Consider the following 12,990-nt stretch of genomic DNA (forward strand, 5'->3'; position numbering starts at 1 on the left):
AAAAGAGAAACGATGGCGCGCTTATTCCTTCCGCGATGGCGGAGTCACCTCGGGTGATCGGATAAGTTCCCATCCATTCTGTTGTGCTGATTAGTTGGCAGAGCAGAAAATACGATACAAGCCTTCTTTTACCGATCGCATTTTCGCGATGGTCATGAGCGGCGTAGCTGCTCAGCATGTTCAACCTTTGTCCTCGAAACCCATTTAGAAAGCACTGAATGAGATTTGGGCGAGCCGCCGGCTTTTCTCGGCGGGGGAGCGCGCAACGCGGGCCTGTAGCTCAGTTGGTTAGAGCGCACCCCTGATAAGGGTGAGGTCGGTAGTTCGACTCTACCCAGGCCCACCACTTTGCAAGCTGTCAGCCTTCAGCTCTCAGCTTTCAGAGCAGTTCTCCTGATAGCTGACGGCTACGAGCTGAAAGCTTTTGTGGGGCTGTAGCTCAGCTGGGAGAGCACCTGCTTTGCAAGCAGGGGGTCACCGGTTCGATCCCGGTCAGCTCCACCAAATCAGTCATTCGGCTGCGTCCAGATCGAAGCCTCGATCATCTACTGATAGAGACTTCAATCTGGAAGCAGGCTGCGATCTTCGGATTGGCAGCAGGTTTCATCAGCCTCAGGGCTGGCCCTTCTCGGCGAAAGAGAGGGTTTGGATGTTTGACAACGAAATTGATTGGGTAACGCACTTGGAAAGCTGCGTGTCCGCCGTGAGGCGCACAGGTCAGCAGCAAAAGTTTCCAAGGGCGTATACATACAAGGCCGAGCACAAGCATTGAATCAGCGATGATTCAGGCAAGTGTTCAAGTAAGAAGAGTGTCTTTAGGAGTTGCAGCCCGAACGCATGTGAATGCGGTTGTGGTTGCTCTCAAGGCGAATAACTGGGACTAACTTGAGGCAGGACTGAAGCGATTCAGCTCCCTGCGCTGGAGTTAATTCTATGGTCAAGCTACTAAGGGCGCACGGTGGATGCCTTGGCAGAGACAGGCGATGAAGGACGTGGCAAGCTGCGATAAGCTTCGGTAAGCCGCACACAGGCGTTATAACCGGAGATCTCCGAATGGGGAAACCCTCTCGAGCAAACCTCGAGAACTACCTGCTGAATACATAGGCAGGCTAGAGCGAACTCAGGGAAGTGAACCATCTCAGTACCTGAAGGAAAAGAAAGAAACCTCGATTCCGAAAGTAGTGGCGAGCGAAATCGGAACAGCCCAAACCCGTAGCATTTCGGTGCTTCGGGGGTTGTAGGGCCGGCAACAGTAGAGTTACCAATCTGGGTGTTAGCCGAATCCTCTGGAAAGGGGAGCCATAGAGCGTGACAGGCGCGTAGGCGAAAATACTCCAGACTCGAAGCCGGTACCTGAGTAAGGCGGGGCACGTGAAACCCTGCTTGAATCCGCGGAGACCATTCCGCAAGGCTAAATACTAGTCTCTGACCGATAGTGAACCAGTACCGTGAGGGAAAGGCGAAAAGAACCCCGTCGAGGGGAGTGCAAAGTACCTGAAACCGTGTGCCTACAAGCAGTGGGAGGACTATGCCCGCAAGGGAATGTCTGACCGCGTGCCTATTGCATAATGAGCCGGCTAGTTATTCTTGTCAGCAAGGTTAAGCGTAAGCGAGCCGCAGCGAAAGCGAGTCTTAATAGGGCGATTCAGTTGGCAGGAATAGACGCGAAGCGGGATGATCTACCCATGGCCAGGTTGAAGGTGGGGTAACACCCACTGGAGGACCGAACCGGTGTTTGTTGAAAAAAGCTCGGATGAGCTGTGGGTAGGGGTGAAAGGCTAATCAAATTCCGTGATAGCTCGTTCTCTCCGAAATAGCTTTAGGGCTAGCCTCGGATGATTTGCACTGGTGGTAGAGAGATGGATGGACTAGGGGGCTTTCCGGCTTACTGAATCCAACCAAACTGCGAATGCCAGTGACAACCAGTCCGGGAGTCAGACGGTGGGGGCTAAGCCTCATCGTCGAGAGGGAAACAGCCCAGACCGCCTGCTAAGGTCCCCAAGTTACAGTTAAGTGGGAAAGGAAGTCGGAACGCTCAGACAGCCAGGAGGTTGGCTTAGAAGCAGCCATCCTTTAAAGAAAGCGTAATAGCTCACTGGTCAAGCGGTCCGGTGCCGACAATACAACGGGGCTCAAACTGTACACCGAAGCAGCGGATGCACGATTTAGGTCGTGCGTGGTAGGAGAGCATTCTCAACAGCGGCGAAGTCAGACTGAGAAGACTGATGGAGCGTTGCGAAGAGACCCTGCCGGCATAAGTAGCGATAACGGAGGTGAGAACCCTCCGCGCCGAAAGTCTAAGGTTTCCTGAGGAAGGTTAATCCGCTCAGGGTTAGGCGGTCCCTAAGGCGAGGCCGAAAGGCGTAGTCGATGGACAGACGGTTAATATTCCGTTCCTCCCAATGTTCGTTATCACGATGGGGTGACGCAGAAGGATAAGCATGCCGCACTATGGCTATTGCGGTTGTGGCACGTAAGCTGGACCTGGTAGGCAAATCCGTCAGGTCATTAACAGTGAGGTGTTACACAGTCCCGTATGGGGCTTACGATGCTGATTTCACGCTGCCGAGAAAAACCTCTAAGGAGAACAGAGGGAACCGTACCCCAAACCGACACAGGTAGACGAGGAGAATATCCAAAGGCGCTCGAGTGAAAGCTCGTTAAGGAACTCGGCAAATTGGCTCCGTAACTTCGGGAGAAGGAGCGCCCACGCAAGTGGGCCGCAGTGAAGCGCGTACGGCGACTGTTTAACAAAAACACAGGTCTCTGCTAAGTCGAAAACGACGTATAGGGGCTGACGCCTGCCCGGTGCCGGAAGGTTAAAAGGAGAGGTTAGCGCAAGCGAAGCTTTGAATTGAAGCCCCGGTGAACGGCGGCCGTAACTATAACGGTCCTAAGGTAGCGAAATTCCTTGTCGGGTAAGTTCCGACCTGCACGAATGGCGTAACGATCGTACGACTGTCTTAACGAGTTGCTCGGCGAACTTGTAGTACCGGTGAAGATGCCGGTTACCCGCAGCTAGACGGAAAGACCCCGTGCACCTTTACTACACCTTAACTGTGAGTTACGGTTCTCGCTGCGCAGGATAGATGGGAGGCTTTGATACCAGGTTCTCGGACTTGGTGGAGCCAACGGTGAGATACCATCCTGCGAGTGCTGTGATTCTAACCTCCTCCCGTGATCCGGGAGAGGGACATAGTTAGGCGGGTAGTTTGACTGGGGCGGTCGCCTCCTAAAATGTAACGGAGGCGCGCGAAGCTACTCTCAGGCTGTTTGGAAATCAGCCGTCGAGTGCAAAGGCATAAGAGTGGTTAACTGTGAGACCTACAAGTCGAGCAGGTGCGAAAGCAGGCCTTAGTGATCCGGTGGTTCTGTATGGAAGGGCCATCGCTCAACGGATAAAAGGTACGCCGGGGATAACAGGCTGATCATTGCCAAGAGTTCATATCGACGCAATGGTTTGGCACCTCGATGTCGGCTCATCGCATCCTGGAGCTGTAGAAGGTTCCAAGGGTTAGGCTGTTCGCCTATTAAAGCGGTACGTGAGCTGGGTTCAGAACGTCGCGAGACAGTTCGGTCCCTATCTGCTGTGGGCGTAGGAGATTTGAGGAGGGTTGTCCTTAGTACGAGAGGACCGGGATGAACGAACCTCTTGTGTTCCAGTTGTCCTGCCAAGGGCACGGCTGGGTAGCGAAGTTCGGTTGTGATAACCGCTGAATGCATATAAGCGGGAAGCACGCTCCAAGATGAGATCTCCCCGAAGGGCCCAGGAAGACCACCTGGTTGATAGGCTGGATGTGAAAGCGCAGTAATGCGTGCAGCTTACCAGTACTAATCGCCCGTTCGGCTTGTCCATAGAATTAACTCCGCGCAGTACAGGTTGTTCGCGGATACTCTTCAGACAAAGCCTTGTACGGCTCAATCAATTTCGTGTCAATCAGCTCAAAGGCTGAGCAAAGTTTTAGCGCTGGCATGCTGTAGAACACCCCGCCCCGGACAGAACAAGCCGGGTGCAGTAAGCTGCGGGAAACCACCCGCCAGGCGCTACCAACCTTGCCGGTGACCATACTGCGAGGGATCACCCGTTCCCATCCCGAACACGGAAGTTAAGCCTCGCTGGGCCGATGGTACTGCACGGGTGACTGTGTGGGAGATTAGGTGATCGCCGGCATTAATTCGAATGAAACGCCCTGCCAAATCGGCAGGGCGTTTTTGTTTGTGGCTGAGTCTTCGTCCGAACCGACGATCCCTGGTCCCAAATCTGCGAGGGACCATGGGCACCCGATTCATTGTGAAAGCTTGCATTCAAAAGCCCAGCCGCCGTTGTACTCGGTTACGGCGACCAGAAGTTGGTTATCGCCTGGATTCAGGTGGATGGGCACCTGGTCATTGAGCCCGAAGACGCCGAGCGCGTCGTCACTGCGATAGCCGAGCGCGTTCTTGCCCGAGAAAACCTGCTTCCCATTCAGATAAACGACGATGTCATCGCTGTATCCGATCGTGAGTATCTTGTCTGCGGCGCTGCCCGAAGCGACGTGGGCGCGGGCGAAGACGACTTTCGCGCCCTTGACGCGGCCCTTTTGCATCTCCTCACGAGGCGGCATGGGAAATATAGCTGGGCTGGTGCGGTAGCGGTTGATCAGAACGAATCCGGGATCCTCAGCCTGGACTCTGTCCCATTGTGAGATGGACGTCGGGTAAGTCGTCGCATCCACGTCGGCAGCGTCAAACGCAGCAGAGAGCTCCCAATGCGAAATAACTCCGGCCTCTTGGAAAGGCGGCAAGTCAGCAAGCTGTGTCCTGTCCGGCGCGGGAGTGTAGCTCAGATTGCTGAAATAAGCGCCGCCGCCGAGACCCCACAGTCCAATGGCTCCCTCGCTGTCTCCTCGGCGAAGATTGGTGACTGTCATTGCGGGATCCGGGCTGTTGTTCATGAAGACCACGCAGGTGCGGCCGCTGACCACTAACTTGATATGGAACCACTGGTCTTTAGGAAAATGCGCGCTGGCTTTTTCGTGGTTCGTGTTGAGCAGCTGCCAGATTGCGTCTCCATTCAGACGCGGGGTGTACTGCATGGCTTCGAGTGTGTCGGTGAGGCCCGGCCGGATATACACCATCTCGAGATTTGCGTCAGATTCTGTGCGGAAGGCGATCCCGGCGAAGAGGGCGTTGGGCTTGGTTGCGATGTCTACGTCGATGATTCCGTCGCGCATCTTCGAGTCCTTCACGTTGAGAAGGCCTGACGGAAGGTCGACGGCCTCACGACCGAGATGCTCTACGAATTGTGGGCTGGTTGCGGAACTGCCGTTGGGAGTTGACAGCACAAAGCTCTCCGGCGCCATGGGAACTTGAATGGGCTGGCTCGGAGATGCGCTAAGCGAGAGTGTTGCGAAGCTGAATGCAAGCAGGGTAGCGAGGTTCAGTCCGCGCTGAAGCGCGATGGTTGCGTACCGCGCCGAGAGAGTGCGGGGGAGGGCGTGCATGTCGTACTTTTCTCCTGGGGAATGGGGAAGTCCTCGCCCGTGGGACGAGGGAGTGAGATGAAGTTACCAAGCGCGAGCAAGCCGGCGAAGCCGGATGTTTCATTCCGGCTTGTAAGCATGCTCGCGCGGACTCCTGCCCGATTCCCCTCATCGCGATGACGCTGTGATGGAGCGTGGTAAAACCATGATCAGTGCGCCGGCCGCGTGTACTTCAATGAGATTGGAATCCGTGGTGCGGGTGGTGCATCGAAAGGGTGAATGCTTAATCGTCTCGTTCATTACGCAGTCTTCATTTTGCTATTGATGTTCTCTTTGTTTGGCCGTGGGCAGCAACAGCCTGCGCACTCCATGGGTGGGATGGACTCGGGCAAAGATCAAGGCATGATGCGGCTGATGGGCGAGATGCATCCGAAGACGTTCGTGCAAGCGATCGAGCATCATGCTTCTTCAGGCACGAGCGCGGAGCCGAATTCGACGCCGGTGCCAATGGTGATGAGCATGAAAGGCGTGTGGATGCTGATGTTCCACGCAAACGCCTTTGTGCTGGACACGCAGCAGTCGAGCCAGCGCGGCGGGGACAAGCTTTTCTCCACCAACTGGTTCATGCCGATGGCCGAGCGCGAGCTGGGTCCGGGCCAGCTGACAGTGCGCGGAATGTTCAGCCTGGAGCCGGCGACCGTCACATCAGAGCGCTATCCGCTGCTCTTTCAGCAGGGCGAAACGGCCTATGGGATTCCAATTGCCGACGGGCAGCATCCGCATGATTTCTTCATGGAGCTGGCGGCGATCTATGACCTGCATCTCGGCAAAGATCAGCTGCTGAGTATCTATGCGGCGCCGATCGGAGATCCGGCAATCGGGCCGACAGCTTACCCGCACCGTGCTTCGGCTTCGGAGAATCCAGTGGGGACGCTGGGTCATCATCAGCAGGATTCGACCCACATTGCCAACGATGTAATCACGATCGGCTACACGAAGGGCATCGTCCGCGTCGAGGCGGGCGGATTTCACGGGCGCGAGCCGGATGAGCACCGCTGGAACATCGATCAGGGCAAAATCGATTCATGGGCGACGCGGCTCACTGTGCAGCCTGGGCAAAACTGGAGCGGGCAGGTATCGTATGCGCGCATCAAGAGCCCGGAGGCGCTGTTTCCGGATGAGGACCAGGCGCGTACGACGGCTTCCGTGATGTACAACCGTCCGGTTGCGCATGGGAATTGGGCGAACACGCTGCTGTGGGGACGGACGCGGTCGCTGGCGGATGATGCCAGAGAAAACAGCTACCTGCTCGAGTCGACACTTCGGTTCAGGGATCGCAACTATGCGTGGACGCGGATCGAGAATGCGGGGCGGACGAATGAGCTGTTGCTGGGAGAGCAGCCGCTACCTGCGGAATTTCACGAAGAGCCGTTAACGCATGTCCAGGCGTATACGGCTGGATACGATCGCGAGGTCTCGCGCTGGCGCGGATTGTCCACCGCGCTTGGGGCTCAGGTCACGGCGTATGGAGTCGGCAAGCCGCTGCAGGCGGTGTATGGATCGGATCCGGCGGGGGTGTCGGTGTTTGTCAGGTTGCGACCGGGATCATAGCTCGATAAGCGCCGAGAGTCTTCGTTGTCTCAACAGTCATTCGATTGGGTTGATCTGATCCTCGACGAATTCTCCCTTCTCGTCGCGTGCCCAAGCGGTTCCGAACGGCTTGTCTAACAGCGGAACGATGTCGGGGTCGTAGTTGGCGATTGTGTTGACGTTGTACATCCCCAAGTTCCGCGGGTCGTCTACGTAATCCTGCGGCTCGTCGCCGGAAAAGAAGTTCCAGCCGCTGTCAGAAGGATCCTGACTTTTCTCGCGATACATATAGCCGACACGCATTCCGTCCACGGTGATGCGATCACTTGCGATACACGACCCGCGCGCTGTGACTAGAGTTTGTATCTGGTCCGCACTCAGCTTGTACTGTTTCTTCACCGAACCATTCTCTCACTAGTTTTCGCGCATCATGGTGGCAATCTGGATTCTGGAAGCCCTTCGTGCTGGAATCAACGTAGCCGCGACGCCCGCAACAAGCACTACGCAAATCGACCCGGCCAATGTCAGCGCATCCGTAGCGGACACCCCAAACAGGAGCGATTTCAGCCACCGGCTCAGTGCAAGTCCGAAGGCTGTACCGATCGCGATGCCGATGAGCGTGAGGCGAAGGCCGTCGGTGACGACGAGCATGAACACTTTCTCGACGCTGCAGCCGAGGGCCATGCGGATCGCCATCTCACCGGCGCGCTGGACGGTGGCGTAGGCCATCACGCCGTACACTCCGACGGCTGCAATGAGTAGCGCGATTCCAGCAAACACGACGAGCAGCAGAGTGCGGAAGCGCGGCTGCGAGAAGTTCTGCGCGACGTTGTCTTCCATCGTTCGGATTTTCACGACGGGCTGATTGGGATTGACGCGATGCACGGTGGCGCGGAGGTCGGGAATTAGCGCGCGCGGATCCACCTCGGTGCGGAGAACGACGGACATGGTGCGCACGGGGAGTACTTCGTTGGCCTGGCGGTAGGGAACGTAGAACTCGGTGGGCATGTCGGCCACGAGCGACTGCTTCACATTACCGACCACGCCGACAATCATCATCCACGGTACGTCGTTCTCCGGTGTTGCGCCGATCTGCATCTTCTTGCCGATGGGGTTCTGGTTTGGAAAGTATGTCTTTGCCATCGCCTCGTTGATGACGACGATGGGCGGCATGTTCTCGCGATCGGTGGTCTCGATCCAGCGGCCCTGCAGCAGGGGGATCCGCAGCGTCTGAAAGTATTCAGCGCTCACGGTCCGGTAGTTGGCCATGATGTATTCAGAGCCGTTGCGCGGCGGGCGGCCCTGGATGTTGAAGTGAATCACGGAGCCTTGTCCGCTGACGGGGAGCACGGAAGCCGCAGCCACGGAGCGCACGCCCGGCAGCGAGTGCAGTTCGCGCAGCGTGTTCTCGTAGAAGTCCATGTTGCGGTGGGCGTCGGCAGGCACAGGGGAGGGCGGCGGAACCTGAAGGTCGGCGACCAGGATGTGATCGTCGGAAAAGCCGAGGCTCACCGCCGAGAGCCGATTGAGACTGCGCACGAAGAGTCCTGCGCCCATCAGCAGCAGAAGCGCCAGCGAGATTTCGGAGACGACGAGAATGTTACGCAATGCGCGAGCCTGCCGGCCGACTCCGGCTCGTTCCGATTCATTCAAGATTGAACGCAGATCCGATATGCGGACGTGCCCCGCCGGAGCCACGCCGAAGAACACTCCGGCGCAAATCGAAAGCAGCGCGGTGAAGAGCAGCACGTGCATGTCGATGCGGACATCGGCGTTCGGCGGCAGCGAGGTTCCCGCCAGCCGAATCAAAGAAGGCAAAAGCGCATAGGCCAGAGCGACGCCCGCGACTGCTCCCATCAGCGACAGCAAAAGCCCTTCAAGGATGAGCTGGCGGATGATCTGCCAGTCCGATGCACCGAGTGAGATACGGATAGACAACTCGCGCCTTCGCGCCGTCGCGCGCGTGAGCATCAGGTTGGCGATGTTGCCACACGCGATCAGCAACACGAAGATGACGGCTCCGAGAAGCGTCAGCAGGGCAGGCCGCGACTGGCTCACGAGCTGCTCGTGCATGAGGTTCACGACGGCATCGATCGCGATGTTGTCGTTGGGATATTTCTCATACAGCCGGTGCGCGATGGTGCTCATCTCGGCGCGAGCCTGCGCGAGCGTCACGTTTTGCTTGAGCCGCGCGATGGCAAAGATGCCCGGATGCCACGAGCGATCGTCGGGCAGTTTTGCGGCCCACGGCCCCATCGCGATCACCACGTCCGGCGTCTGCTGCAGGAGTTCGTAGCCCTTGGGCATGATCCCGACGATTGTGTAGCTCTGGCGATCGAGGGTGATGGATTTTCCCAGCACGTCCGTCGAGCCCGAGTACTTGCGCTGCCACAAGTTGTATCCAAGCAGCGCGACGGCTGAAGACGAGGGCTGATCGTCGGAAGGGCTGATGCCGCGGCCGGCGGCAACATTCACGCCGAGCAGATGCAGCAGGTTGCCGCTGATCATTTCGCTCGGCACCTGCTCGGGCTCGCCATTGCCGGTCAGCGCCATGGTGAAGACACGTGCCGCACCAAATTCTTCAAACGACGTGCTCTGCGTCTCCCAGTCCCTGAGGTTCTGCCACGATACGGAAAGGCTGGGGAACTGCTTTGCGCGCTCGTTCACCATCACGATCCGATCGGCGTCGCGGAAGCCGAGCGGGCGCAGCAGCACCGAGTAGAAAACGCTGAAGATCGCGGTGTTCGACCCGATGCCGAGCGCGAGCGTGAGAATCGCAACGGCGGCAAAGACTTTGGCGCGGCGCAACTGGCGAAGAGAGAACTGCAGATCTCGAAGCAGGCTCAAGGTTGTGACCTCGCTGGCAGGTGCTCGATGGCGCTCGGGGGTGTGCGCCTCCGGCAAGTCTCTCATACGCAGAGGGGATCAGGGGATCTTTTGGGATGAGATGAAGCTTGACTGAGGCGCGCTGCAGCGGGTCACTGCCGCCACCGGGTCGAAACTTTTATACTGCCGATCATGCGTGCTCACGTTATCCCGGGACTACTTCTCTGCATGGCGGCCGTTCCAGCGATTCTTGCTCAAGAACCACACGTACAAAAAACGACGTCTTCCACTGAGGCCAGGGACTTCATCGACAAAACCAATGCGGAGCTTCTGAAGCTTTCGGCGCAGACATCCCGGGCCGCATGGACCGCGGAGACGGACATCACCGGAGACACGGAATCGACCACTGCTCTGTTGAACCAGCAATTCACGGCGCGCATGCTGGCGCTCGCGGCAGAGAGCCATCGCTGGGACAAACTGAAGGCCGAGCTGCCGCCGGACCTTCAGCGGCAAATGAAGCTGCTGCAGCTGGGAACGCCGGCAGCCCCGAAGGAGCCGAATCTGCTGGAGGAGCAGACGCAGCTTGCGGCTCAGCTCACCGGCATGTACGGCAAAGGCAAGTATTGTCCGCAGCAAGGCAAGTGCCTCGGCATCGATGCGGTCTCGAACATCATGGCGCATTCGCGCGACCCCGAAGAGCTGACCCGGCTATGGGTCGGCTGGCACGCAGTGGGGGCGCCGATGCGCAACAAGTACGCGCGCTTTATCGAGCTGCAGAATGTCGGCGCCAAAGAACTGGGCTATCACGATACCGGCGAGCTGTGGCGTGCGGGATACGATATGACTCCGGCACAGTTCTCGGCGGAGGTGGACCGTGCGTGGGCGCAGCTCGAGCCGCTCTATCGCGAGCTGCACAAGTACGTGCGGAGCCGGCTCATCGCAAAGTACGGCAAGGCGGCAGAGCGGTCCGATGGCATGATTCCGGCGCAGCTGCTGGGCAACATGTGGGCGCAGGAGTGGGGCAACATCTACGACATCGTTGCGCCCACAGATCCGAAGCTCGCGCAGTTCAAGCCGGTCGATCTTGAGGCGGCGCTGAAGCAGCAAATCGCGGAGAAAGATCCGGCAGCAGCGCCGGCATTCAAAGAAGGTGTCGACCTTACGTCCGACACGGGCCATGCGGCCAGCCTGGCTGCCGGTCGCGCCATGGTGCGCTACGGAGAGGACTTCTTCAAATCGCTTGGCTTCGCGCCGCTGCCTGCGACATTCTGGGAACGGTCGCAGTTTGTTCACCCGCGCGATCGCGAGGTGGTGTGCCACGCGTCGGCGTGGGACGTGGACAACGCCGAAGATCTGCGCGTGAAGATGTGCATCGAGGTCAACGCCGACTACTTCACCACGGTACATCACGAGCTGGGACACAACTTCTACCAGCGGGCCTACAACAAGCAGCCGTTCCTTTTCCGCAACGGCGCGAACGACGGATTCCACGAGGCGATCGGCGATGCAATTGCACTATCGATCACGCCGGCGTATCTGAAAAACCTGGGACTGACCGACACTGAGCCGCCGGCCGACGCAGACATCCCGCTGCAGCTGCGCACAGCCCTGGACAAAGTTGCCTTTCTGCCGTTTGCGCTGGCGCTGGACAAGTGGCGATGGGAAGTCTTCTCCGGCGAGATCAAGCCGGGTGATTACAACAAGGCATGGTGGACGCTAAGGGAGAAGTACCAGGGCGTGGCTCCGCCCGTCGAGAGGACCGAGGCCGACTTCGACGCCGGCGCAAAGAATCATGTGCCAACCAACGTCCCGTACGCGCGGTACTTCCTCGCGCGGATCTACCAGTTCCAGTTCTACAAGGCCATGTGCGACGCGAGCGGATACAAGGGGCCGCTGAACCGGTGCAGCTTCTACGGCTCGAAAGCCGCAGGTGACAAGCTCAACCAGATGCTCGAGGCCGGGCAGTCGAAGCCGTGGCAGGAGACGCTGAAGGCGATGACCGGCACCGATCATCTCGACGCGCAGCCGATGCTCGACTACTTTGCTCCGCTCTATCAGTGGTTGAAAGAGCAGAACGCGAAAGGTACACGCTGAATCGCGATGAAGACAACGTTCCGCTCATCGCGAAGATGCCCGCGATACACGGGGCACAGCTTCGCGATGAACGGGACTGGTAATGGCGTGGGAGTTACAGCTCGGCTGAGCGGTTGCCGGTGATCAGGCGCAGAATGACGGTGAGCAGCACAGCGCCGATGACCGCTATAACGATGCTGATGATGAGCCCGTGCTCGCCGACGCCACCCATGCCCATGTGGCTTGAGAGAAATCCGCCGACCAGCGCGCCGACGAGTCCAACGATCATGTCCATGAAGAAGCCGAATCCGGACCCCTTCATGAGCTTTCCTGTGAGCCAGCCTGCGATAACCCCGATGATGATCCAGGCAATCAATCCATGACCCATATTCTTGTTCCTCCTTGGTTGATGGGATTGTGAAACAGATTGGAATAGTGGACCGTTTGGGGGATGAGTTTGACGTCAGTCCTTCTGCAGCAAGGGAGCATACACCGCAAACCCAGCAAACGACTACACTTTTCTCCGAGTTCCGTACAGCAGCAAGTAAGATGCGGATTCGCCCGCCCGCGTAGAGGTCACAGCTCGTAACATTTCTCGCCGCTCTCCTTGACGGCCTAGGAGAGTGCGTGTAGGCTTCTTTCCTAGACAGTCAAGGAGAGAAGCCCGTGGTCGCTAAACCGGAAGAGAAACAGACAGAACTGCTGCAGGGCACGCTCGACTTGCTGATCTTGAAGGCCGTGTCGCTGGGGCCGCTGCATGGCTACGGAGTCCTGCTGCGCATCCAGCAGATATCGGGCGAAGAGCTGATCGTCCAGCAGGGCTCTCTCTACCCCGCGCTTTACCGGCTCGAGCATCAGGGCGCCATCGCAAGCGAGTGGGGCGATAGTGAAAACAACCGGCGCGCCAAGTACTACCGGCTGACCACGGCCGGGAAGAAGCGTCTGGACGCCGAAACCGAGAAGTGGAATCGCATGGCCGGCATCATCGCCGGAATCCTCAGCGCGACGCCGGGGAGCCTATGAGCGGGCAAAGCTGGGC

General features: G+C 58.2%; 7 protein-coding genes, 2 tRNA genes and 2 rRNA genes. 7 read left to right on the forward strand and 4 right to left on the reverse strand.

What is annotated here, in order from left to right:
• Positions 1 to 269 precede the first annotated feature (269 nt).
• The 4 genes from DHV10_RS11065 (at position 270) to rrf (ending at position 4,171) form a co-directional block, all read left to right on the forward strand.
• Positions 270 to 346 (forward strand) — tRNA-Ile (locus DHV10_RS11065).
• 82 nt (positions 347 to 428) lie between these two features.
• Positions 429 to 504, forward strand: a tRNA-Ala gene (locus DHV10_RS11070).
• Positions 505 to 935: 431 nt separating this feature from the next.
• Positions 936 to 3,856 (forward strand): 23S ribosomal RNA (locus tag DHV10_RS11075).
• A 199-nt stretch (positions 3,857 to 4,055) separates the two neighbouring features.
• Positions 4,056 to 4,171: ribosomal RNA gene (rrf, locus tag DHV10_RS11080) — 5S ribosomal RNA — on the forward strand.
• 115 nt (positions 4,172 to 4,286) lie between these two features.
• On the opposite strand, the gene DHV10_RS11085 is transcribed toward rrf, so the two are convergent.
• Complete coding sequence (locus tag DHV10_RS11085) at positions 4,287 to 5,483, reverse strand: 3-keto-alpha-glucoside-1,2-lyase-like domain-containing protein (protein WP_109486382.1); 1,197 nt, start codon at positions 5,481 to 5,483, stop codon at positions 4,287 to 4,289.
• A gap of 258 nt (positions 5,484 to 5,741) precedes the next feature.
• On the opposite strand from DHV10_RS11085, the gene DHV10_RS11090 reads away from it, so the two are divergent.
• Positions 5,742 to 7,073: a hypothetical protein gene (locus DHV10_RS11090; RefSeq protein ID WP_239461490.1), complete on the forward strand. Its 1,332-nt coding sequence runs from the start codon at positions 5,742 to 5,744 to the stop codon at positions 7,071 to 7,073.
• A 36-nt stretch (positions 7,074 to 7,109) separates the two neighbouring features.
• On the opposite strand, the gene DHV10_RS11095 is transcribed toward DHV10_RS11090, so the two are convergent.
• Positions 7,110 to 7,451, reverse strand: a complete 342-nt coding sequence (locus DHV10_RS11095) for a DUF2185 domain-containing protein (RefSeq protein WP_109486383.1) — start codon at positions 7,449 to 7,451, stop codon at positions 7,110 to 7,112.
• Between the two features lie 15 nt (positions 7,452 to 7,466).
• The gene (locus DHV10_RS11100) at positions 7,467 to 9,899 is read right to left on the reverse strand and encodes an ABC transporter permease (protein WP_162601434.1); all 2,433 of its coding nucleotides are present in this window, start codon (positions 9,897 to 9,899) and stop codon (positions 7,467 to 7,469) included.
• A gap of 207 nt (positions 9,900 to 10,106) precedes the next feature.
• On the opposite strand from DHV10_RS11100, the gene DHV10_RS11105 reads away from it, so the two are divergent.
• Complete coding sequence (locus DHV10_RS11105) at positions 10,107 to 11,972, forward strand: M2 family metallopeptidase (protein ID WP_109486557.1); 1,866 nt, start codon at positions 10,107 to 10,109, stop codon at positions 11,970 to 11,972.
• Between the two features lie 94 nt (positions 11,973 to 12,066).
• Here DHV10_RS11105 and DHV10_RS11110 read toward each other — a convergent pair whose 3' ends face one another.
• Positions 12,067 to 12,339 (reverse strand): GlsB/YeaQ/YmgE family stress response membrane protein, encoded by a 273-nt coding sequence (locus tag DHV10_RS11110; protein ID WP_109486385.1) that lies wholly within the window; start codon positions 12,337 to 12,339, stop codon positions 12,067 to 12,069.
• A 278-nt stretch (positions 12,340 to 12,617) separates the two neighbouring features.
• Between DHV10_RS11110 and DHV10_RS11115 the strand changes: the two genes are divergently transcribed.
• Complete coding sequence (locus DHV10_RS11115) at positions 12,618 to 12,974, forward strand: PadR family transcriptional regulator (RefSeq protein ID WP_109486386.1); 357 nt, start codon at positions 12,618 to 12,620, stop codon at positions 12,972 to 12,974.
• Positions 12,975 to 12,990: the final 16 nt, after the last annotated feature.

This window comes from Occallatibacter savannae (assembly GCF_003131205.1).
GTDB lineage: Bacteria > Acidobacteriota > Terriglobia > Terriglobales > Acidobacteriaceae > Telmatobacter > Telmatobacter savannae.

Bases quoted from the DNA above. Each gene is read 5' to 3' on its own strand.
- DHV10_RS11085 (WP_109486382.1), bottom strand. From the start codon at position 5,483: ATGCACGCCCTCCCCCGCACTCTCTCGGCGCGGTACGCAACCATCGCG.
- DHV10_RS11090 (WP_239461490.1), top strand. From the start codon at position 5,742: ATGCTTAATCGTCTCGTTCATTACGCAGTCTTCATTTTGCTATTGATG.
- DHV10_RS11105 (WP_109486557.1), top strand. From the start codon at position 10,107: ATGGCGGCCGTTCCAGCGATTCTTGCTCAAGAACCACACGTACAAAAA.
- DHV10_RS11110 (WP_109486385.1), bottom strand. From the start codon at position 12,339: ATGGGTCATGGATTGATTGCCTGGATCATCATCGGGGTTATCGCAGGC.